General features: G+C 68.9%; 20 protein-coding genes and 2 pseudogenes. 10 read left to right on the top strand and 12 right to left on the bottom strand.

Annotated features, from left to right (window positions below):
* Positions 1-260 precede the first annotated feature (260 nt).
* Positions 261-1,010, bottom strand: a complete 750-nt coding sequence (locus tag ACZ7OO_RS37200; protein WP_471511892.1) for an SDR family NAD(P)-dependent oxidoreductase — start codon at positions 1,008-1,010, stop codon at positions 261-263.
* A gap of 254 nt (positions 1,011-1,264) precedes the next feature.
* Between ACZ7OO_RS37200 and ACZ7OO_RS37195 the strand changes: the two genes are divergently transcribed.
* Both ACZ7OO_RS37195 and ACZ7OO_RS37190 read left to right on the top strand, forming a co-directional pair.
* Entirely contained in the window at positions 1,265-1,810 is a 546-nt protein-coding gene (locus ACZ7OO_RS37195) for a TetR/AcrR family transcriptional regulator (RefSeq protein ID WP_471511891.1), read from the top strand.
* A 180-nt stretch (positions 1,811-1,990) separates the two neighbouring features.
* A pseudogene (locus ACZ7OO_RS37190) lies at positions 1,991-2,104 on the top strand (IS5/IS1182 family transposase); the annotation flags it as partial.
* Positions 2,105-2,356: 252 nt separating this feature from the next.
* On the opposite strand, the gene ACZ7OO_RS37185 reads toward ACZ7OO_RS37190, so the two are convergent.
* Positions 2,357-3,124 (bottom strand): SDR family NAD(P)-dependent oxidoreductase, encoded by a 768-nt coding sequence (locus ACZ7OO_RS37185; RefSeq protein WP_471511890.1) that lies wholly within the window; start codon positions 3,122-3,124, stop codon positions 2,357-2,359.
* Between the two features lie 141 nt (positions 3,125-3,265).
* A complete protein-coding gene (locus tag ACZ7OO_RS37180; RefSeq protein WP_471511889.1) occupies positions 3,266-3,889 on the bottom strand; it encodes an ester cyclase in 624 nt (207 codons plus the stop codon).
* 418 nt (positions 3,890-4,307) lie between these two features.
* On the opposite strand from ACZ7OO_RS37180, the gene ACZ7OO_RS37175 reads away from it, so the two are divergent.
* The 3 genes from ACZ7OO_RS37175 to ACZ7OO_RS37165 all read left to right on the top strand — a co-directional run bounded on the left by ACZ7OO_RS37175 (position 4,308) and on the right by ACZ7OO_RS37165 (position 6,002).
* A complete protein-coding gene (locus tag ACZ7OO_RS37175) occupies positions 4,308-4,931 on the top strand; it encodes a TetR/AcrR family transcriptional regulator (RefSeq protein WP_471511926.1) in 624 nt (207 codons plus the stop codon).
* Positions 4,932-5,041: 110 nt separating this feature from the next.
* Positions 5,042-5,272: a hypothetical protein gene (locus ACZ7OO_RS37170; protein ID WP_471511888.1), complete on the top strand. Its 231-nt coding sequence runs from the start codon at positions 5,042-5,044 to the stop codon at positions 5,270-5,272.
* A 28-nt stretch (positions 5,273-5,300) separates the two neighbouring features.
* Positions 5,301-6,002 carry a DUF6924 domain-containing protein gene (locus ACZ7OO_RS37165; protein ID WP_471511887.1) on the top strand — a complete coding sequence of 234 codons (702 nt, stop codon included), beginning with the start codon at positions 5,301-5,303 and terminating at the stop codon, positions 6,000-6,002.
* Here ACZ7OO_RS37165 and ACZ7OO_RS37160 read toward each other — a convergent pair.
* Positions 5,893-6,561: a LysR substrate-binding domain-containing protein gene (locus ACZ7OO_RS37160; RefSeq protein WP_471511925.1), complete on the bottom strand. Its 669-nt coding sequence runs from the start codon at positions 6,559-6,561 to the stop codon at positions 5,893-5,895. The two genes, ACZ7OO_RS37165 and ACZ7OO_RS37160, sit on opposite strands and share 110 nt — an antisense overlap.
* 42 nt (positions 6,562-6,603) lie before the next feature.
* Here ACZ7OO_RS37160 and cynS point away from each other — a divergent pair.
* Positions 6,604-6,983: pseudogene (gene cynS, locus ACZ7OO_RS37155) on the top strand (cyanase); the annotation flags it as partial.
* Between the two features lie 17 nt (positions 6,984-7,000).
* Here the strand turns inward: cynS and ACZ7OO_RS37150 are convergent.
* The gene (locus ACZ7OO_RS37150; protein WP_471511886.1) at positions 7,001-7,285 is read right to left on the bottom strand and encodes a hypothetical protein; all 285 of its coding nucleotides are present in this window, start codon (positions 7,283-7,285) and stop codon (positions 7,001-7,003) included.
* 976 nt (positions 7,286-8,261) lie between these two features.
* Between ACZ7OO_RS37150 and ACZ7OO_RS37145 the strand changes: the two genes are divergently transcribed.
* Positions 8,262-9,026 (top strand): DUF3152 domain-containing protein, encoded by a 765-nt coding sequence (locus ACZ7OO_RS37145; RefSeq protein ID WP_471511885.1) that lies wholly within the window; start codon positions 8,262-8,264, stop codon positions 9,024-9,026.
* 185 nt (positions 9,027-9,211) lie between these two features.
* Here ACZ7OO_RS37145 and ACZ7OO_RS37140 read toward each other — a convergent pair whose 3' ends face one another.
* Together ACZ7OO_RS37140 and ACZ7OO_RS37135 are read right to left on the bottom strand one after the other, a co-directional pair.
* The gene (locus ACZ7OO_RS37140; RefSeq protein ID WP_471511884.1) at positions 9,212-9,457 is read right to left on the bottom strand and encodes a transposase; all 246 of its coding nucleotides are present in this window, start codon (positions 9,455-9,457) and stop codon (positions 9,212-9,214) included.
* A 32-nt stretch (positions 9,458-9,489) separates the two neighbouring features.
* Positions 9,490-9,783 carry a hypothetical protein gene (locus ACZ7OO_RS37135; protein WP_471511883.1) on the bottom strand — a complete coding sequence of 98 codons (294 nt, stop codon included), beginning with the start codon at positions 9,781-9,783 and terminating at the stop codon, positions 9,490-9,492.
* A 928-nt stretch (positions 9,784-10,711) separates the two neighbouring features.
* Between ACZ7OO_RS37135 and ACZ7OO_RS37130 the strand changes: the two genes are divergently transcribed.
* A complete protein-coding gene (locus ACZ7OO_RS37130) occupies positions 10,712-13,333 on the top strand; it encodes a carboxypeptidase regulatory-like domain-containing protein (RefSeq protein ID WP_471511882.1) in 2,622 nt (873 codons plus the stop codon).
* 308 nt (positions 13,334-13,641) lie between these two features.
* On the opposite strand, the gene ACZ7OO_RS37125 is transcribed toward ACZ7OO_RS37130, so the two are convergent.
* Positions 13,642-14,214 carry a TetR/AcrR family transcriptional regulator gene (locus tag ACZ7OO_RS37125; RefSeq protein WP_471511881.1) on the bottom strand — a complete coding sequence of 191 codons (573 nt, stop codon included), beginning with the start codon at positions 14,212-14,214 and terminating at the stop codon, positions 13,642-13,644.
* Positions 14,215-14,527: 313 nt separating this feature from the next.
* On the opposite strand from ACZ7OO_RS37125, the gene ACZ7OO_RS37120 reads away from it, so the two are divergent.
* A complete protein-coding gene (locus ACZ7OO_RS37120; protein ID WP_471511880.1) occupies positions 14,528-15,544 on the top strand; it encodes an alcohol dehydrogenase catalytic domain-containing protein in 1,017 nt (338 codons plus the stop codon).
* 219 nt (positions 15,545-15,763) lie between these two features.
* A complete protein-coding gene (locus ACZ7OO_RS37115; protein ID WP_097228113.1) occupies positions 15,764-16,327 on the top strand; it encodes a CGNR zinc finger domain-containing protein in 564 nt (187 codons plus the stop codon).
* A 508-nt stretch (positions 16,328-16,835) separates the two neighbouring features.
* Here ACZ7OO_RS37115 and ACZ7OO_RS37110 read toward each other — a convergent pair.
* From ACZ7OO_RS37110 to ACZ7OO_RS37095, 4 genes are all read right to left on the bottom strand, one after another.
* Positions 16,836-18,758: an N-acetylmuramoyl-L-alanine amidase gene (locus tag ACZ7OO_RS37110; protein WP_471511879.1), complete on the bottom strand. Its 1,923-nt coding sequence runs from the start codon at positions 18,756-18,758 to the stop codon at positions 16,836-16,838.
* A gap of 701 nt (positions 18,759-19,459) precedes the next feature.
* Positions 19,460-20,023 (bottom strand): HAAS signaling domain-containing protein, encoded by a 564-nt coding sequence (locus ACZ7OO_RS37105; RefSeq protein ID WP_471511878.1) that lies wholly within the window; start codon positions 20,021-20,023, stop codon positions 19,460-19,462.
* Between the two features lie 39 nt (positions 20,024-20,062).
* Complete coding sequence (locus tag ACZ7OO_RS37100) at positions 20,063-20,416, bottom strand: PadR family transcriptional regulator (protein ID WP_471511877.1); 354 nt, start codon at positions 20,414-20,416, stop codon at positions 20,063-20,065.
* 386 nt (positions 20,417-20,802) lie between these two features.
* Positions 20,803-20,967, bottom strand: a complete 165-nt coding sequence (locus ACZ7OO_RS37095) for a group II intron maturase-specific domain-containing protein (RefSeq protein ID WP_471511876.1) — start codon at positions 20,965-20,967, stop codon at positions 20,803-20,805.
* Positions 20,968-20,974: the final 7 nt, after the last annotated feature.

The following is a 20,974-nucleotide window of genomic DNA, read 5'->3' as shown; positions in this document are numbered from 1 at the left end:
GGGGAAGTGGCGGGACCGGGATGTCCCGGGGCACGCCGATGGGACGGCGCGTGGCGTGTGGTGCCGCTCCGGCGGACGGGGGGTGTCCGCCCGTGCGGCCGTCGTCTGCGGCGCCACCGGGTCGGTGGTGGCATGCTCGGGGCACGTCACCCGCGATGCGCGGATCGGGCGGGACCTCGTTCGATCAGGCGAGAAGTGCGATCATCCGGGTCAGTGCCCGTGGGGTCAGGCGGACGGCCCGAGTTCGGCAAGCCCGGGGTTCAGGCGGGGAAGTCGGTGGAACGGCTGACCTGGGCCCACTCCTTGGCCTCGGCGAGACGGTTTTCCTCCGAGCTGATGGCGATGCCGAGCGCGTCGCTGCCGAGAAGCAGGCGACGCGGCGGCTGCGGTGCGTCGACGGCGCCGATGATGGCGCGGGCCATGCGGGCGGGGTCGCCGGGCTCGTGGCCGGCGTACTCGGCGAAACGGCCGAGCCAGGCGCCCACCGTCTCCTCGTAGCCGGGAGTGACGGGGCCGGACGGCTCGGCGGCACCCGCGGCCCAGCCGGTGCGGATGCCACCCGGCTCGACGATGGTGACCCTGACGCCGAAGGGGGCGACCTCGTTCGCCAGGACCTCGGAGAAGCCCTCGACGGCGAACTTGGCGGTCTGGTAGGCGCTCAGACCCGGGGTGCCGCCGACGCGGCCGCCGATGGAGGAGATCTGCACGAAGTGGCCCGACCGCTGACCGCGCAGCACCGGCAGCGCGGCACGGGTCACGTTGACCACGCCGTAGAGGTTGGCCTCGATCTGGGCGCGGAACTCGTCCTCGGGGAAGTCCTCGATCGAGCCGCTGGTGGCGTAGCCGGCGTTGTTGACGACCACGTCGATCGAGCCGAAGCGCTCGACCGCGGCGGCCACGACCTCGCGCGCCTCGGACGGGGAGGTGACGTCCAGAGCCACGGCCGACAGGCGCTCGGGGTACTCCGCCTGCAGCGAGGCGAGTGCCTCCGGCTTGCGCGAGGTGACCACGACCTGGTCCCCGGCCTCAAAACCGCGAGCACCAGGGCCTTGCCCAGCCCCTGCGAACCGCCGGGGATCAGCCAAGTGCGTGACATCGTGCGTTCCTCGTCTCGTCGATCCTTGCAACGCCTCACAGGACAGCAACACCAATGTAGACACAATTGCAAGAAACGCATCATCAATGTCGCACTAATGATCTGTAATGCATCTCACAGCGCTCGGACGATGGCGTAAATGGAGCACAGGGATAGATTCTGAGGACCATGAGAGCCGACGCCGCACGCAACCTGAACGCCGTCCTGCACGCGGGAGCCCGGCTCCTCGCCGAGGATCCGGGCACCTCCATGGCGGCCATCGCCGTGGCCGCCGGGGTGGACCGCACCACCGTCCACCGCCGCTTCGCCAACCGTGAGGCCCTGCTCAGCGCCGTCTTTCAGGCCAAGCTCGACTCCGCGGAACGCGTTCTGGACGAGGCCCGGCTCACCGAGGCCCCCGTTCCGGTCGCCCTGCACCGCTACCTGGAGGGAATCATCCCCGTCAGCCGTACGTGGCCCGTCGACACGCGCCGCATGATGCGGAAGGACCCCGAGGCGAACGCCCGCCGGACGGAGCAGAGCAGGCGCCTGGACGCGTTCATCCAGCGAGCCATCGACGAGGGGCATCTGCGCGTCGACGTCGGCGCGGCCTGGGCGCGTGCGGTCCTGGACGAACTGGTCGACACCGCGGCACACCGGTTTCCCGAACTGGAGGCACCACACGCTGCCGACGTCGTCGCGCGTACCTTCCTCGAGGGCGTCGGCACGGCCTGAAGCTCCCGCCGGCGGTCCCGCCGCCTCCACACCGATGGCGCTCGCCCTGGCACGGCCCAAGCGGCGCCTTCATCCGACACAGCCAAGGAAAGCGGCGCAGACGGCGGCTTTCTCGTCGCTGTGGATCTCGCTGCAGGCCAGGCGGGGGTGGTCGTCGACGGCGGAGTGGATGCAAACCCCTTCGCACGGATGAAGAGCTGGAAGATCCTTCGCGACTGCCGCTCGAAAGGCGACGGCGTACATCACGCCATGTTCGGCATCGCCCGCCTCCACAACCTTGCCCTCGCGGGATAGCCAGGCCGAACGTGGACGCCCCAGCCCGACCCGCCAGAGCCAATTGACCATTGCGGGACAGCTTTAGGCGTTTTGGGTCTTTCGCGCTAGGTGCAACCGCCTGACCTGCACCGATGCCATGCCGCACCCCGAGAACCCCGCTCAACTGTGGAACGCAGGGCGTACGGCGATGTGCTTTCCTGCTCCGCGCCGATGATCCCGGTCCCGCCCAGGAAGACCCTCTCGGAACCGTGCGTTACTCGGTGTTCGGCGCTACCAGGCGCTCGCGCCGCCGTCGACCGCGTAGTTCGCGCCCGTGATGTACGAGGCTCGGTCGGAAGCGAGAAAGGCAGCCAACTCGACGATCTCCTCGGGCTGCGCGAAGCGCTTGAGCAGCGTCTTGCTGGTGATCGCGTCACGGACGGCCTGGTTGTCGCCGAGGTCGCGATCGCTGGCGGGGGTCAGGACGGGGCCGGGGCTGATCGCGACGCTGCGTATCCCGTGGCGTGCCCCTTCGAGAGCGAGTTGCCGGGTCATGCCGATGACGCCGGCGTTTGCCGCGGCGTGCCCGACCATCGGGGGGTTCTCGCCGGCGATCATGCCCGCCATGGACGCGACGTTGATGATGACGCCGCCACCGCGCTGTACGAGGTGGGACCAGGCGAACTTCGAAACGAAGAAGGGGATGTCGAGCTCGCCGGTGATGGTCGCCCGCCAGTCCTCGACGGGGAAATCGTGCATCGCGCCGAAGCGCATGGAGGCGGCGTTGTTGTAGACGACGTCCAGCCCGCCGTAGGCCGCTGCCGCGTCCTCGACCAGGCGCCGCACCTGGTCGGGGTCGGTGAGGTCGACCGGCGCGATACCGGTCATCTCACCGCCCGCGCGGCGGACGAGTGCGACGGTCTCCTCGTTGGGGTCGGCCCTGATGTCGGCTCCGACGATCTTCGCGCCCTCTCTGGCGAACACCTGCGCCGCGACGCGACCCATTCCTACGCCGGTGCCTGTGATCAGTACGACCTTGCCGTCAAGAAGGGATGTCATGGAACGTTCTCCTGCGAATCGATGGTGCAAGTAGCCCGGCCGGTGTCGGCAGCCGGTCCCCGGGCGCACCGTGAGCACGGTGCGCCCGGGTGTCTCGGTCACCTGGCCCTGGCACAACCCCGTGCCAAGGCCGGCGCCGGGTTATTTGGAGCTGGGGTGGGCGCTGCCGGGAGGCGTCTTACCGCGGAGCGTGTCCAGGAACACCCCGAAGTTCCCCTCCGACCAGTGCTCCACGGACTGGCCGTTGATCACCCGGTCGATGGAGATGCCGCTGAGCTGGACGTCCTGGCCAGAGGCCGGGATGCCGAAGATCGTCCCGGTGTGGCGCCCCGCGAAGCTCCACCGTGTGACAACCTTGTCACCCTCCACGATCTGGTCCAGGACGGTCATCTTGAAGCCGGTCAGCCCCGCCTTGATGTTCAGATCGCCGTTGATCCAGTCCTCACGGTTCTCCGGACCGTTGAAGCCGTGGAGCACCAGGTCCTTGGAGATGTAGCGGTCGAAACCGGCCGCCAGGTCGCCGTTGTAGCTGGCGTAGTACGCCGAGGTGACCTGCAGCGGCGACAGGTAGTGGTGACGGGAGTGACTGGACGAGCCGGTGTGCGATCCCTGGCTCTGTGCCGAGGCCGGTACAGCGACGGCGGTCAGGGCAACGGCGGCGATGCCGGCCACAGTGCCGATCACCTTCCTGCGCCGTGCGGACGCGGAGGTGGCGGCAGAGGCAGCAGGGGCGCCTGCGGGCTCACGGGTCCTACTGAAGAACATGGGGCGCTCCTCAAAGACGTATCTGTCGGTGCCTGATGACACCGATGTACTTGACGTGTCAATGATTAATGCCCTGCTTGACATCCGTCAAGCGTCTCGTTTGGTGGAGTGCGCCACGTCCCGCCCCGGGTTGTGGCCGGCGTGAAAGACTGGGGGCTCGCAAAGCCTGGTGACCTGCGACGAACCGGCACGGCGATCACGGGGTGGCGCATCTGGACGGCGGCCCCCCCGGGGCGCCTCGTCGATCCGTCGGCGAGCGGCAGGCGGCGCAGGAAACGAGGAGTGCGACGTGCGGCGGGTCGTGCGAACGATCCGCCCAGGGCGCAGCAGTACCGAACGGAGCGATGCCGCTGTGGCGGAGCGAACACCAGCGGAAGAACCGCCGGAGACAACGCGCGGGAAGTACGCACCCGTGCGCATGGACGAAAGCGAGATCCTCCGCCGGGGCCTGCACACCTTCGCCGAACTCGGCTACGCCGCGACCACCGTGAGGGAGCTGGCCAGGCGGCTCGACGTCAGCCACAACTTCATCAACGAGCGCTACGGGTCGAAGTGGGACTACTGGCGCGCGGTCGTGGATTTCGCACTCGGGGACGCCGGGCCCGCACTCGACCGGTTGCTGACAGAGTGCCGTGACGACAGTGAACGCCTGAGGAGGGTCATCGTCGAGCTCTACCGGCTGGCCGCAAATGCCTCGGACGCGAACCGGTTGGTCAGTGACGAGTCAACGCGCGACTCCGCCCGCCTGGACTACCTCCACCAGCGGTTCGTCCAGCCTTTCTGGGACAGGATCGAGCCGATCGTCGACGGCCTCATGACAGCCGGCCGCATTCCGCGTGTGCCGGCGCACATCCTGTACTTCGCCGTCACCGGTCCGGCGCTGGCTCTGGCGCAAGACCCCATCGCGGACCGGTTGAACCCCGCCGCCTCCCCGGCGGCCGGGCACGACCGGAACGAACTGGCCGACCAGCTCTCCAGCCTCGTCATGCGAGGCCTGCTCCCCCCACCGCACAGCGAGACTCCGAACTCTGAAGACGGCTGAACACGTGGGGCTGCGCAGACAATGCCGTTGCCTGACCTGCGTTCCACAGTTGAGCGGGGCTCTCGGAGGAGGTCTTCAGCGGCCTGTATCGGGAGGCGTTCGCCGCTGCGGTGGCTGCTTCGGGGCCGGTGAACGGGGTGGAGCTGACGCGGGCGGTGGGCCGGGAAGCGGAGATCAAGAACGAGGTGGAGAAGATCCGTCACCGTGCCTACGTGCTGGAGAAGCGGGGCTGGCTGGTGCGGGCGGAGGACGGACGGTTCATGCCCGCGCCCGCAGCCGTCGGCCGGGGCGTTTCTCCGGCCAGCGCGGAGCGTCTCCGGCCAGTCGCCGGGACAGCCTGATCACGGCGGCCCACCACACCATCTGGGCGTGGTGGTCGAGGCGGCGTTCGTGGTGCCCCAACACCCCGGGGCGGCCGCCTGCCTGGGCACCTTGACCGAGGCGTCTCTGCGCACGGCGAGAGGCGATCCCAAGATCGCCCACGCGTGCGTCAGAGCGCTGTCGCGTATGGACGGCGAGGCGGCATCGGCCGAACTGGCCCGGCTCGCCGCCTCCGTCGCCCACCGGGGCACCCGAAAACTCCTCCAGAGCCTTGTCCCGCATACTGTTGCGGCTGGCATGAGGCCACGCGGGACTGCGATTCCCTTGAAGGGACTGCCGCAGACGGACGACACCTTGCTGATCCGCACCGACTTTTCCGACCACGCGGCTTGGCAGGCCCTCCACACGGCGATCACGACGCCGAACGAGGACGGCTTCCTCGCGTACGTTCACATCGTGGACGATCCCGTCTACGACGGTCTGACGACCGAACAGGTCGTGTCGCTGGCTCCTGACAGGGGCTTCCTGATGATCGTGGCTGACAAGACCGCTCTCACCGCTCCGAAGATGCCGTTGCTCGCTGTCCTGCCGTACGAGGAGGATGACGACGAAACGGAGGAGGACCAGGGCGAGCTGCGCGTCATAGCCGAAGAACTGTGGTCGATCCAGAGCAACATCTCCCTCGGCAACATGGACTGGGAGGATTTCGTCGATGCCGCCGATGACGACGGTGTCTTCCGAGGCTTCTGATCCCAGGCGACAGCTGTTCGCTACGGATCACGAGCCCAGCGAAGCGGAAGCCTGAGATCACTCGTCGCCCACCGGAAAGACGTCGCCCTGGGCCCGGCCGAGGCTGCGCGACGCGGTCTCGGCCACACCCATTGGCCGGCCGCGGTCTCGGCGACGGGGGCATGACGGCTGACTCGCGGTGCTTGCGCAGTTCGCGGTCCCTCGCGAGCGTGGAACTGGCGTACGACGGCGAGGTTCGACGTCCATCGGGCGTCATGCTGCGTGTCGGCGGAGGTCCGTTGCGGGGACCGCCCCCGGGGGCGGGCGGTCTACCGGGGCGGGGTGTAGCCGCGGTCCGGACGAGGCCGTGGGTGATGTCGGTGAAGGCGCGGGTGGCGGCGCTGCGGTAGGCGTTCTCGCGGTGCAGGAGGGTGACGGTCCGGGTGGGCAGGGGCGGGTCGAGCGGGACGGGGGTGAGGCGGGGGTGGTCGTGGGTGATGGCGTCGGGCAGGACGGTGGCCAGCTGGGTGCGCTGGACGATTTCGGTGAGGGCCTGGACGGAGTTGGCCTCGACCGTGATGCGGGGTGCGGTCCGGTGACGGGTGAGGTAGGCGTCGATGTGCAGATCGCCGACGCCTCCGGGTGTCGGTGGCCTTCACCACCGCCGCCGTTCTCGGCCAGCACCCCCTGCCGGAGAAGTCCGCCACGGCGGTTGCCGAGCTGCTTGGCCTGGACGACGACGCGGCGCTGCTGCTGCAGACCATCCCGGTCCGCGGTTCGATGCCGAACCGGATCCCGACCGACCCGACCATGTACCGCTTCTACGAGATGCTCCAGGTCTACGGCACGACCCTCAAGGCTCTGGTCCACGAGCAGTTCGGTGACGGCATCATCTCCGCAATCAACTTCAAGCTCGACGTGAAGAAGGTCGCCGACCCTGACGGCGGCGAGCGCGCCGTCATCACCCTGGACGGCAAGTACCTGCCGACCAAGCCCTTCTGACCGGCGCCGATACGGCGTCACACATGGACGGCGACGAGCGGGCCGGAAACAGTCCTCCGCCCCGCCCCGCCCCGCCCGTCCAGTCCCGCCCCGCCCCGCCCGTTTCCGGTCGGCGGCCGCCAGGTCGTCGTCCACCTGCGCGTACGGCGGCCGGTCTGCCCTGTCTCGGGCTGCCGGCGGCTCTCCGGACCGGGCCCGGCGTTCTGGCTCCAGTTCCCGTAAGAGGTCCGAGAGACGGCGCGGTCACGGGCGGCGCGGGCGCGGCCGTGGTGATGCCAGAGATCGGTCGTGCTGGTGGCCACCCGCCTCATCCTGTGACCCGATGCCAGGACCGTGACCGGTTCTGCTGAGCTTTCAACCGGGTGTGGCTCTGGAGCCCGGCTGCTGTCTCAGTCGTAGCCCTTGTCCGCGTGGAGTTTCAGGCCGCCGGCGCCGGGGACCGCGCCGACTGCGCACCGGGCAGGGAGGGCGGGTGCGCCGGTCGACGAGAGCAGCGACAGCGGACTGGCTGCCGGCGCCCACGAACGAGGCCGCCTTCCCATTCATCGAGGCGTTCACGCAGCTCGATGTGTGGGCGTCACCCTGGCTGCCCCGGTCGAGGTCCGGGCAGGCAAGCGGGTCGCGGCCGCTGCGTCCACCGCCGTCGCGATCCGGTTTCAGGCCGGTGGGATCCGCGTGACTTACCGGGCTGTGTCTGCTGTGCGCGTAGATCGACAGCGGTGGGCGCCTTGCACCGAGGAACGGCAGACGGTGGCGTTCGCCACAGGGGAAACAGGCATGACCACTCGCGCCCGCCCGTGGCAACCTCGTTTGTTCCGCTGTGACCGTAGTCACGGGAACACGTGACTTCGCTCGAACAGATACCGGTGTGGAACATTCCTCACAACTCCGCCTGTGCGTCGGCGGCGCGGAAGCCTCTGGGCCGATCATCAGCGTCCGCGCACAGGCACCGCACCGGTGTGCCCCGCGTGACACCGGCGCGCTGCATGCCTCCGCGGGGCGTTCATGCCGCGCCGACGGCTCGTCGTCTTCGCTGCCCACAGCCACCGGCGGCGCCGCGCGGCTCACCTCACACACGTGCGGTCCCGGGGCTGTCAGACGCTGTGCGCCGACCGGCCCGGCCGAGGCCCGCGGCGACCTTCCTGGGAACCTCACCCGAGAGATATGACGATGCACCGACAACTCGACCGACGGGCGGGACGACACCGCCAGCACCCCTCCTCGCACCCGCGGCGCATACGCCAAGTACGCCCCTCACTCCGTGCCGTCCTGACGACCGTGCTGGTCGCTCTCGTCCTCACCGTGACACTGGGACTGTCACTGTCCCATCGGGCCACCGGCCGCATCGCCGCGAGCACCCCGATCACTACGGCAAGCCCAGTCCCGACGACGACCACGGCCATCCCGTCACCGTCTGCTTCCTCACCCGCGTCACCGTCTTCCAAAGAGACGCCCGACTCGGCTTCCACCACCTTCCCGCAACGTGGCACCGGGACCTTCACCCTGGCCCACGGAGGCACGATCATCGCCGGACGGGGCACCCTGATGCGCTACGCCGTCGACGTGGAGGACGGCATCGACCAGGACCCGCAGCGCTTCGCCAAGCAGGTCGACGCGATCCTGGACAACACTGCCCGCGGTTGGGCGGCCGGCGGTCACTGGGCTTTCCAGCGGGTCGCCGGCGGCCCGGTTGACTTCACCGTCCATCTGGCCTCGCCGCACACCACTGACGTCATCTGCGGCCGCTACGGGTTGGACACCGGCGGCTGGGTCAACTGCAGCGGCGGACACGATGTCGTGATCAACGTCAAACGATGGCTCCTGTTGACTCCCCACTACCAAGGGAAACCCGGTTCCTACCACGCTCTGGCGATCAACCACGAAGTCGGCCACCGCCTCGGCCATGGCCACGAGTCCTGCCCGGGTGCCGGCAGACCAGCACCTGTGATGATGCAGCAGATCAAGGGCCTGCACGGCTGCGTGATCAACGGATGGCCGTACGACAGCCACCGCAACGCCATCACGGGCCCGCTCCTTGGTTGAGGCCAACCGACCTTCCCCCGTGATGGTGGACACGCGCTTCGTTGATCACGCGGCGAGCGTGAGCTCAGCCGTGTGATGGCGGCGTTCGCATTCGTCGGAGCCGAGATGGCCGTAGCCACGATCTCGACGTCGCCACTGAAAGCCCGGCGCCCACGGCAGACATCGTGGCCGCTCTGCGCGCAGGTCTAGAAGCCCAGGGCCGGCAGGTACAGGCGCAGGCGGGTGGACTGGGTACCAGCCTTCTCCGGGATCGTGTGCCGGATGCCCCGACGACGCAGGAACTCACGGCAGGGCCGGTTGCTGCAGGCCTTATCGGCCGCGACGCTGTCGGGCTTCTTGCGGGGCCTGCCCAGTCCGCGGCGGGGGACCCGGATCTTCTCCAACACCGGAAGGAACTGGGTGCAGTCGGCCCGCTGCCCCGGCGTGACCATCAGGGACAGCCGGCGACAGAAGCCGTCCGCGCTCAGGTGGATCTTGCGGGTGAAGCCGCCGCGCGAGCGGCCCAGGCCCTCGCCTCCCGTACCACCTCCACCAGCCGGCCGACGAGGCCTTGCCACGGGGTTTCGAGGGCCGGCGGCGGGTCGGTGCGGGCCCCGGCCGCGTGCTGGTACGCGCGCACGATTGTGGAGTCCACCGAGACGTCCCAGCGGGCGGGGTGCCGGCCGGCGGCCGCGGCGGGCAGCGCGAACGCGCCCACGACAGCGGTGGCCACGGCAGCGGCGGCGGTCAGACCGCGACCGGTCACAGATACGGACACGAGGTACCCCTTCTCAGGGCCGGACACCCCGGGCGGGCACCATGAACGTCGCAGGCCGCCCATGGTGCGTTGTGCGGGTCGGCGGCCGGTCGGCCGCACACCCACACCTTGCCCGCCATGCGCAGGAGGTGGGATGAGTACGCGAAGGTCCTGACCGTTTCGTCATATTCCCATCACTCTCACCCGCACCATCCATGTATGCGGTGAATGCACGTTCTTGACGGACCGTCACCTGCCAGCCCTTCGCGCGCCAGGATTCCAGACGCGGACCGGCACATGCGCCGCCCCGCCCCACAGGCCGTCGCCCGAAAGTGCGTAACAGCCGCCCCCCGCACATAAGGCGCTCCCGGCCAGGCACCCGACTACATCGGCCGCCGGAAACGCCGAGCTGGTAGCGCGCGGCGGCGGAAAAGGTCCACGCCGGAAAAGCATCGGAAGGCGCACACTCGCAGCCCGCTGAATTCCTCCGCACTTTCCGGCAGAGCTGAGACTAATTTCGGAAGGGAAGTCAGAATTCCGTGGCACCGGGTGTGTACCGATCAGATTCTGCGACCGAACGGCCTGTCGGGGCAATGGTGGAACCTGGGGCGTTTGCGCGGCTGCACAAGTGAGAAGCCCGGTCGGGCCACCACCACCCGAAGGGTGCGTATGGGCCTGATCTGCACAAAACCCTTCGTTGATACGGCGGTTGCCCTCTCCAGGCGTGTCGCTTCTCGTCCGGCCCGCAGCCCGGGAGCGCGGCACCAAACGGCAAGAATTGTGCATTTGCTGTCCATTTTTCGGCTTCCAGTAACGGGGAAATGAACTCGTAACAGCTGACGCATTGACAGCCGTACCGCATACGGCGGCTAATTAAGCGCTGCGCACCGGCGTATGCATTTTTCCTGCCACCGGTCTCTTATGGAGGCCAGATCATGACAGGTGGAACATGAAGATATCCACGCGCGTGCAGAGCGGATTTCGACCGCTTTACGCCCTGCGGCGCGGCGCCGCGGTCGTGGGCGTCGCGGCGGTGGCCCTGGTGGGCTTCCAGCCCGCGGCCAGTGCCGGAACCGGCCCGGTGCCGGGCGCGACGGCCGCCTCGACACGGCTGAACACGGCCGCCTCCGATGCCGACACCCCCGGCACCGATCTCACTCCCCTCTGCGATACCCCCGCCAAGGGGCACGCAGCTTGCTACGCCCTGCGCGCGCCCGGCACGACGGCTCGTCTCAGTGCGGCGCAGACACCGGCGGGACTCGGTCCGCAGGACATCCGCAGCGCCTACGACCTGCCCGCCGACGGCGGAGCGGGACAGACGATCGCGATCGTCGATGCGTACGACAACCCGAACGCCGAGGCGGATCTCGCCATCTACCGCAGCCAGTACGGGCTTCCGCCGTGCACCACGGCGAACGGCTGCTTCGCCAAGGTGGACCAGCGCGGCGGTACCAACTACCCCATGACGAGCGACTCATGGGCCGGCGAGATCGCCCTCGACCTGGAGATGGTCTCCGCCACCGCTCCGCAGGCGCACATCATCCTCGTGGAGACCGACAACGACGGCCTCGACAACCTCGCGGCCGGGGTCGACAGGGCGGTCGCCCTCGGCGCCAAGTACGTCTCCAACTCCTATGGCAGAAGCGGTGACTCCGACAGCGACCAGGCGACCTACGGTGCCTCCTACGACCACCCGGGTGTCGCCGTCGTAGCGGCGAGCGGTGACAACGGATACGGGGTCGCCTTCCCGGCGACCCTGTCCACGGTGACCTCGGTCGGCGGCACGGACCTGGTCGCCGACCCCACCAGTGCCCGCGGATGGTCCGAGACCGTCTGGAACCGCGGCACCTACGCGCCGGGCTCCGGGTGCGCCACGCACCAGCCGAAGCCCGCCTTCCAGAAGGACACCGGGTGTGCCGGCCGCAGCGTCGCCGACGTCTCAGCCGTCGCTGACAACGTTGCCGTCTACTCCACGTTCGGCTCGACCGGAACAGGCTGGCAGCGCTACGGCGGCACCAGCGTCGCCACGCCCGTGATCGCGGCCGTCTACGCCCTGGCGGGCAGCCCGCGGCCCGGAACGTACCCGAACGCGTACCCCTACGCGGCCGGCGGCACGGGCCTGACCGACATCACCAGCGGATCTAACGGCACCTGCGCCACCGCGTATCTGTGCACCGCGGCCGCTGGTTACGACGGTCCCACCGGCCTCGGTACACCGTCCGGCCTGGCGGCGTTCCGCAGCGGCCCGAGCGGCACCGTGTCCGGCGTGGTCAAGGACGCCGAGACCGGCCGGCCCGTCGCCGGAGCCACCGTGGGCGCGGGTCCCGACGTCGCAACGACCCTCCAGGACGGCACCTACTCCCTGAACCTCCCCGCCGGCCGGGTCGACGGCCTGACCGTGACGGCGTTCGGCTACCGGACCACCGCACCGATCGCCCTCGACATCGCCGACGGCCAGAAGGTGACCCACGACTTCGCGGTGGCGCCGCTGCCGCGCGTCCACGTCCGCGGCACGGTCAAGGACGGCTCGGGACACGGCTGGCCGCTCTACGCCCGCATCTCCGTCGAAGGGTCACCCGAGGCCCCGGCATGGACCGACCCGGCGACCGGCGCATACGACATCACCCTGCCGAAGCACGCCGGTTACAAGCTGGACGTCAGCGCCGCGCTGCCCGGCTACGAATCCGCCACCCGAGCCGTGACGGTCGCCGCCAGGCCGGTGACCGCGAACGTCGCCATGACCGCCGACCCGGACGCGGCCACCGCCATCGGCTACACCCCCCGCCGCACCGACAACGCCGAGACCTTCGACTCCACCACCACGGCCCCCGCCGGGTGGACCGTGACGAACGCCGCCGGCACCGGCAACGGATGGCAGTTCGACGATCCCATCCAGCGCGGCAACGCCACCGGGGGTACCGGCTCCTTCGCCGTGGTGGAGAGCGACCAGGGGCCGTTCGGTCCGCACCAGGACAGCCAACTGACCACTCGCGCCTACGATCTGTCGGACGCGCAGTCCGCGGAGCTGAGTTTCAAGACGGCCTATGTGGCCAACCTCACCCAGCAGCACATGACGGTGGACGCCAGCACGGACGACGGAAAGACCTGGCAGAACGTCTGGGCCGGACCGAGGGTGGGCGGCTCGGAGGACCACCTGACGGTCGCTGTCCCGTTGCGTCAGTACGCCGGGCAGCGGTCCGTGCGCCTGCGCTTCCACTTCGTGGCCGACTGGGGCTACTTCTGGGCACTGGACGACGTGACCCTCCAGACCCGTCGCCTCGAGCCGGTCCCGGGCGGCCTAGCCATGGGCACCGTCAGGGACGCGGCCACCGGCGCGGGCGTGGTCGGCGCCACCGTCGTCGACACCCGCACCCCGGACAGCGGCGCGGTCACGGCCGCCACTCCGGACGACCCGGCTGTGGGCGACGGTCTGTACACCCTGTTCCTGCCCGGCTCCGGACGCCACACCCTGCGGGTCACGGCATCCGGTTACGCGACACTCACCCGCACCGCGGTGACGCACGACGACCGAGTCACCCGGGAGGACTTCCGGATCAGACAACACGGCTAGAACACCTCGCCGTACTGCCGTCGGGAGCGGTGCCGTGTCCCAGCGGTCACAGCACCGCTCCCGACCCGCGGTCTCCGGGAGTCGGCCGTCGCACCGTGCACAAGCCCGCCGGCGACACGGGTACGGCGCTCGAAGCGAAGACACGTCCCCGAGGCCGACGGCCCGATGGGGCACCTGCCCGCGGGAGCACCGACCATGCACCACAGGTTTGACTGGTGACACTTCTGGTTGCCGCAGATGTCACCAGTCAAACACGTGACGCATGAGTGTGCCGCACCCCACCGCGGAAGCGAGGGCGAAGAGGGACGCTACGGCAGGAGGACGTCGAAAACGGTGCGGAAGAACGCGTCCAGGGGCGCCGCCGACTTGTGGGCCCGGGCCGCGATCAGGGTGCCTTCCCAGGCACTCAGGACGAAGAGTGCGGTGGCCTCCGCGTCGACATCGCCACTCAGATCGCCCGCCTGCTGGGCCTCCACGAGGACGTCCCGGATCAGCGCCCCCCACCGGTCGAACCCGCCTGCGACCGCCAGGCGGATCTCGTCGCTGTGGTCGGCCATCTCCGCACCGAGATTGCCGGCCAGGCAGCCATGTACGAAGCCGTTGTCGACGGTGTCCTTGCTCAGGAACTCGAAATGGGCACGAAGCCGTTCCAGTGGAGGGCGGCCCGGTGTCGTGAGCATCTCGAAGCTCAGAGTGGTGGCGTACCGGCTCAGCGCCTCCAGGGCACTCTCCTCCTTGCTGGAGAAGTGGTTGTAGAAGGACCCCTTGGGGACCCCCGCCGCGCTGGTGATGTCGTTGATGCCGGTGGCGTGGAAGCCGCGTGCGTGGAACTGCTGAAAGGCCGCCTGAGCGATCTCCTCACGCTTGGACACTTGCGCCATGCCGTCTCCGCCTTCCGTCGGGCCGACCCGCTTTCGCCCCTCCGCGGACACGGACCCGGATCGCCGCGTACGATTTTCGCGGCCGAGGAATACACCAAGGCGACCAACCATATTGTAGTCGTCCCCCGCCGAGGCACGAGCCCACAGGCGCCCTCGGGGTGCGGTTCACCCCTGGCGTCCTGCGGTGGGTCCTCGGGTACTCGACATGGGTTACCCTCGTCTAAGACGACCGGTCATTTTGCCCTGTCGTCCTCTGAGCTCTGTCCTCACCAATACCGGCCTGTCACGGCGGCACGACATACAGGAGCAGCCAATGTCCACTTACCGGGCCTTCGAGGCCACCGGTGTCCACAACCTCCAGCTGGTCGAGCGCGACCTGGTCGACCCGGCACCGGGGCAGGTCCGCCTGCGTGTGGAGGCCTGCGGTGTCTGCCACACCGACGTGCTGGCCATCGAGGGACTGCGTGCCGATCCCTCACAGCCCGTCGTTCCCGGCCACGAGGTCGTCGGCGTCATCGACGCCGTCGGAGCAGGTGTCACCGCCTGGCAGCCCGGGGACCGGGTCGGCGTCGGCTTCCTCAACGGCCACTGCGGCGAATGCGAACCATGCCGCCGCGGCGACTTCGTCAACTGCCGAAACCAGGAACAGACCGGAACCACCATCGACGGCGGCTACGCCGAGGTGGCCTACGCCCGCGCCAGCGGGCTGGTACGGATCCCCGACGGCATTGCGGCGACCGACGCCGCTCCCCTGCTCTGCGCCGGACTCACCACCTTCACCGCCCTCCAGCAAGGACCCACCCGAGCCGGCGCCCTGATCGCCGTACAGGGCATCGGTGGACTGGGACACCTGGCCCTGCAGTACGCACGCAGCCTCGGCTACCGCGTCGTCGCCATCGCGCGCGGAAAGGACAAGGAGACATACGCCCGCCGGCTCGGCGCCCACGAATACATCGACAGCACCACCACCGACGCCGGAGCCGAGCTCACCGCACTGGGCGGCGCCTCCCTCATCATCGCCACAGCCTCCAGCGGCGCCTCCATGAACCCGCTGGTCCAGGGCCTCGCACCGAACGGCAGGCTCGTCGTGGTCGGAGCAGCACCCGACCCCCTCACCATCGCCACCCCCGACCTGATCTTCGGCACCCGCACCATCACCGGCAGCCTCACCGGCTCGTCCATCGAGAACGAGGACAACCTCGCGTTCACCCTCGCGCACGACATCCGTCCCAGCACCGAGGTCATGCCCTTCACCCAGGCGATGAAGGCCTACGAGCACATGCTTTCCGGCGCGGCCCGCTTCCGCGTCGTCCTCGACACGACCGCCTGAACCAACCCTTGACGCCGGGCGAGACACGCCTCCCGCCCGGCACCACCGCGCGGATCGCCGAACGCCGCCACCAGCCGCCCGTCCTCCCGCGGAGGACCGCGTCCCGGCGGGCGGCGTACGGTGTCGCGGACTCTCGACGGCTCCCGCCCGGTGCACCGTCCAGAGCGGTGACGGTGGCAGAGCTTGCACTTTGCATCAGTCACCTGTCAGAATGGTGACGTGAATCTCAACCATGTCTTCGTCTGCGGAAACCCGGCCCTGGACTTCGCGGCCACCCTCCGTGCCCGGCGTTCGACCCGGTTCGAGATGTTCGTGACCCCGGAGCGCCTGAACGCCTGGTACGTGGAGTCCGGACTCGTCGACACGGTCACCCCCGGCAAGGAGGAGGACGTCCGGGACGCTATCACCGTGCGGGAGGCCGTCTACCGGCTCATCACCGACCGCCGTCTCGGCGAGGACTTCGACCGGGAAGCACTCGGCGTGCTCAACGCGGCGGCGCGCAAGACTCCGGTGACTCCTCAGCTCACCCTGACCGGACGGCACATCGACGCCACACCCGAGCAGGCCCTGGCAACCGTCGCCCGACAGGCCGTCGAGCTGCTGAGCGGCCCGGACGTCCCACTCCTCAAGGAGTGCGGGAACCCGGTGTGCACCCGCATCTACATCGACCGCTCCCGGGGCATGCGCCGCCAGTGGTGCGGCATGGAGTCCTGCGGCAACAAGATCAAGGCAGCCGCGTACCGCGCCCGCAAGAAGACGACGCCGGCAACGACCACCCGCTGACAGCGGGAACGATGAGGCCAACTCGCACCGCCTGCGATACACCGTCCGTCGGACACGAACGCGCCCGCGGGCATAGTCAGCGGTCCAGAGCGAGCTCGCCAGGGCGTCGAGTACGCCTGCGGGCGGGAGCTCACCGGTTCGCGGTGACGCAGATCGAGTCGAGCGCGCTGGTGGAGTCTGCCCGAACATGTCGAGGCACTTGCGGTAGATACGTGTCCCGGCTCCAAATCGGCCATGTCAGGCGCGGGAAGCAACGCCGACACGTCGGTCAGGTCGCCTCGCCCGAACTCCACCCGCCGGTCGCCGATGTCGGCGGGTTCAGATCGACCGACACGATGCGCGGGCGCAGCTCGGCGATGAGCATGGGGTGGATCACGCGCTCGAAGGCGGTCTTGAACTGCTCTCCGGGGAACTCCCGGACCTCGCCGCCGGCATTGCGCGCCGAGTGGAACGCGAAAGCCTCCGCACGGGTGCCGGACGGGCCCGCCGCGCGGAGGCTCGGAACGGGTCAGTCCTCCCAGTGATGGACTGCTTCGGTCGCCGTGACGTCACCGGCGTAGACGAGGGCCACACGGTGGTTGTACTGAATGGTGTACATCTTCTTGGCGCCGATGACGACCGCTCCGTTGGAGGGGAAGTAGTCGTCGGTGGCGGCGGGTTCGGCGGTGGCGACATAGGCCTGACCGGCCGGGATGGAGTACATGCTCAGGGGCGCCTGCGTCGAGGCGCCGAGGCCCGCCGGGTACTCCGCCTTGTCGGGGTAGCTCGATCCGTAGAGCGAGACCGCGCTGGTGTTCGCGGGACGGATGATCTTCACGCCGTAGCTGGTCTTCGTGTTGGCGCCGGAGGGGTTGTAGAACCACACTTCGGAGCCGCTGTACCAGATCGCCGTCCAGTCGCCCTGGACGTCCGCGACGACGAACTGCTGCCCGGACTGGGCCGTGCTGCCCCAGTCGTTGACCCGGTCGGTGCCCGCGGCGGTGCCATGGATGGCCTGGTCGCCGAAGAGCGGGGCCGTCTCACTCGGGGCGGTGCGCAGGTAGACGAAGTTCGCCTGCTGCTGCCTCTCGGTGCAGGCGGTCGTCTGCCCGGTCGGGTCGTCGGAGGGACACACCTGGATCGTCTGGCTGTTCTGCGCGAACGGCGGGTCGATCGTCACGACCGAGCCCGTCTGCGGAACGGCGTGCAGACCGCTCAGCGGGGCGCCCAGCAGGCTCATGAAGTGGTCCCAGTCCCAGAAGGGGCCCGGGTCCCAGTGCATGCCGGAGACGAGGGACGACTTGGGACCGGCAACGTTGTCATGGCCGATGATGTGCTGGCGGTCCAGGGGGATGCCGAACCGTGTGGCCAGGTACCGCACCAGGTAAGCGGTGGCCTCGTACTGTGCCTCGGTGTACCAGGCCGCGCCCTGTACCGCGTAGCCCTCGTGCTCGATGCCGACCGAGTGCAGGTTGGTCGAATAGTTGCCCGCCTGGAAGGCGATGTCCTTGGTGGGCACCATCTGGGTGACCGAACCGTCGGAGGACATCACGTAGTTGGTCGCCGCGGGGTTCGTCGGGTTGGCCAGGCCCGTGACACCGGCGTCGTAGGTGGTCTCCAGGTCGTGGATGACGATGGTGTCGATCCTGATGCCGTTGGCGGGCCGGTTGGAGACCTGACGGCCGGCGGGAGAGCCCGCGACGAAGGTGCAGCGGACGGCGGGCGGGCACTCGGTGTCGGCGGTGTCCGCGGTCGCCGTCTTCAGGCCCAGTGCGGTGGCCTGTGAGCGCACGGGAGCGATCGACGGGTCGGCGGCCAGGCGGATCCGCTGGCCGTCCTGCGTGGTGACGGCGGCTCCGCTGCGGATGGTGCCGAAGACGTGGTCGGCGAAGCCGGACGCGCCCTGCTGCTGCTTGGACTGGCTGTAGCGGGCCACAGCGCCGTACCACCGGGAGGCGTCCGCGGGTGTGCCGCCGGTCAGCTGCTTCTCGTACGAGGCGAGCAGCGCCGCACCGCCACGGATGTTGGCGGTGTCGTCCTCGCGCAGTTCCCGCGCGGACAGGCCGGTCAGTTTCGCGGCCGCCTGCAGGGTGTGCAGGGCGGGGTTGGCGGCGAGGTCCTTCAGGTCGGCACGGCCCACGGCGCCGGCGTCGCCGCCGGCCAGCATCGTGGGGGTGACGTCCGTGAGGTGCATGACCCCGTAGCCGCCGTCCGTGCTCACCTGGGTGCCGTGCGACTCCCAGCGCGACTCCTGGTAGGCCAGGGCGAGCAGGACGCTGGACGGGATGTGGTACTCGGCGGCGGCGGACCGGAGCGCCTGCTGCCGGGCGGTGGGGGTGCTGTTCGAGGTGTCGGCCTGGGCGGCGACCGGCGATATGAGTATGCCGCTCGCGGTCAGCACGCTCGCGGCGATCGCGGCGGAAACGCCGACCGCCCTCTTTCTCTTGCGCAAGGCGATGATCCTTAACAACTGGGAAGCAGGTGCCGAGATGCCCGCCCGGGACGGTACGACGTCTCGCTGCGGCGGTAGCTCGGTCTGTGGCCGACTATAAGGGGTCCGAGTCTGCCGCCGACGGCTCAAGAACACTGTCATGAACGGAGGTTGACCGGATGCCCGCGGGTGCGTGAAGGAATGGTGGAGAGGTGGCACGGCACCGAACCGGAAGACATGTGAAGGGCATGAGCGCCACGGCCTACTGCCTACTGCCGAGCGGTGACGGCAGTAGACACGCTGGAGGTGAGCCGCGGCGACAGCAGCGTGTGCCCCGCGTCGAGGTCCGAGAGTCCCAGCTCGGACACTAGGGAGCAAGTAGTCCGCCGGTAGGTTCCAAGGGGCTGCGGCCCGCCGTCTCGTTGAGCTGATCGGATGGACCGACGCCTCGACGACAGCAAGGGGCGGGTGTGTGACAAGGGTGGTCGCTGGAAGAGGTGGTGGCGCGCTGGACGCTGGAGGATGGTCCTCGTCGAACCGGCCTGGGCAAGAAGCTGTCCGACGAGGACCGGCGCGGTTTGCCCGCGTCGTTCTGATCGAGCATCCACCCGTACGGCACCTTCCGCCTCGGCATGGACCGGCGGCTCGAACTTGCGCCGGCCGTCAGAGTGCCCGGTCCGCGCCATGTGGTCGGTGACGCTGCCAGAACAGGTGATTCCTCATCATGACGACATGCGGCGCCCTGTCTTGAAGAGGTATAGCGATGCGGCCGCCGGGATCAGCACGCTGGGGACGACGAGAGTGAGCAGCACCGGGTCGAGCGGCCCCGTTGTCGCTGCGGTGAGGGCTATGCCGACAAGCGCTATCAGGACCGGGAGCGTGGCCGCGCTGGCGATGATCTTGTCGCGCCGACTCCAGTGAGGTGCTGCCCACAGCAGCACGACGCCCGCAATCATGACAATGCCGCCTAGGACGATGTTGACGCCCCCGAGAAGTCCTGCCACCGGCAGCAAGATCAACGGGGCAAGGCTGTGCCACTTGCCTACCGGCAGCGCACTGGTCTCGCCTTCGCGGGCGGTGGCCACGATGGTGCGGGGGTCGCCGAGGCGGTCCAGGACGACTTTCACCTCCGCCTCAGTGCGGGCTGGCTGCTCGGCGAATGCCACCGCAATGTGCTCCGTCAGATCGGCAAGAAGTTCGTTGCGGCGCTCCGGCGCCAGGGCTGCGGCCTCGCGTGCCACAGCCTCCAGGTAGGCCACCGCAAGCGGGTGCTCGACGGTCTTCATAGTGAATCTCCAGGTAAAGGCAGTGGGGAGTTCGGACGTTTAATCGGTGATGAAGCGATCCACGGCGTCGCGGAAGTGCGGCCAGATCTCAGTGAACTCCGTCAGCGCCGCCTCTCCCTGAGGGGTCAGCAAGTAGTACCGGCGCGGCGGCCCACTTGGGGACTCCTGCCAGTTGGTATCCACCAAGCCGTCCCTGCGCAACCGGGCCAGCAATGGATAGATCGTCCCCTGGCTGGTGGCCATCACGTTCACGGTGCCCAGCACCTCGAGCAGTTCTACGCCGTAGCGAGCGCCACTGCGCAGAAGTCCCAGGACGCAGTACTCCAGCACTCCTTTGCGGAGCTGACTTTCCGCCTTACCTGGGCCATCCTTGCTTGCCACATCAGGTACCATGCAATACATGGTAACCGGCACGGCCATGTACGTCCAGCCCTTCCCGGGACCGCCCCAGGCCGGATATCGACACCTGTGCGGCTACTTCATCGGAGGATGGGGTGTCGCACGACGCCGTTCTCGCTGCCGCGATCCGGACGCCTTACCGCGCCGGGGGGTCGGACCAGGTTGCGGACTGTCGGCAAACGACGGCGAACTCAAGCGGTCAGCGCATCACTGCTGTTCATGTGGTTGGCGTAGACCTCTGCCGGAGTGCGGTAGCCGTGGGTCTTGCGCGGACGGTGGTGTGCCCGCCGGCGTGCTCCCGTCCGAGATGGCGGGAGAACTTGAGCAGGTAGGCGGCGCTGTCGCGGTCACCGAACACCCACCGGTCCTTCCCGGACCTGTTACCGGCCGAAGTACTTGTCGGATACCCAGCGCTTCGGCTTGTTCGGGTGACTGTGCTTGTCCCACTTGTAAGCGAGCTTCCACATGTGATTGTCCAACGCCGTGAAGATCTCGCTGGACACCACCGTCCGGCAGTAGGCCGACCAACCCCGCACGAGGCTCATCCGGCCC

It is taken from the genome of Streptomyces sp. NPDC111744 (assembly GCF_055634995.1).
This window is presented reverse-complemented; position numbering and strand designations above follow the sequence as displayed.

Excerpts from the sequence above, each read along its gene's own strand:
- ACZ7OO_RS37195 (WP_471511891.1), top strand. The coding sequence starts at position 1,265 with ATGAGAGCCGACGCCGCACGCAACCTGAACGCCGTCCTGCACGCGGGA.
- ACZ7OO_RS37185 (WP_471511890.1), bottom strand. The coding sequence starts at position 3,124 with ATGACATCCCTTCTTGACGGCAAGGTCGTACTGATCACAGGCACCGGC.
- ACZ7OO_RS37180 (WP_471511889.1), bottom strand. The coding sequence starts at position 3,889 with ATGTTCTTCAGTAGGACCCGTGAGCCCGCAGGCGCCCCTGCTGCCTCT.
- ACZ7OO_RS37175 (WP_471511926.1), top strand. The coding sequence starts at position 4,308 with ATGGACGAAAGCGAGATCCTCCGCCGGGGCCTGCACACCTTCGCCGAA.
- ACZ7OO_RS37140 (WP_471511884.1), bottom strand. The coding sequence starts at position 9,457 with ATGGTCACGCCGGGGCAGCGGGCCGACTGCACCCAGTTCCTTCCGGTG.
- ACZ7OO_RS37130 (WP_471511882.1), top strand. The coding sequence starts at position 10,712 with ATGAAGATATCCACGCGCGTGCAGAGCGGATTTCGACCGCTTTACGCC.
- ACZ7OO_RS37125 (WP_471511881.1), bottom strand. The coding sequence starts at position 14,214 with ATGGCGCAAGTGTCCAAGCGTGAGGAGATCGCTCAGGCGGCCTTTCAG.
- ACZ7OO_RS37120 (WP_471511880.1), top strand. The coding sequence starts at position 14,528 with ATGTCCACTTACCGGGCCTTCGAGGCCACCGGTGTCCACAACCTCCAG.
- ACZ7OO_RS37105 (WP_471511878.1), bottom strand. The coding sequence starts at position 20,023 with ATGAAGACCGTCGAGCACCCGCTTGCGGTGGCCTACCTGGAGGCTGTG.
- ACZ7OO_RS37100 (WP_471511877.1), bottom strand. The coding sequence starts at position 20,416 with ATGGTACCTGATGTGGCAAGCAAGGATGGCCCAGGTAAGGCGGAAAGT.
- ACZ7OO_RS37095 (WP_471511876.1), bottom strand. The coding sequence starts at position 20,967 with ATGAGCCTCGTGCGGGGTTGGTCGGCCTACTGCCGGACGGTGGTGTCC.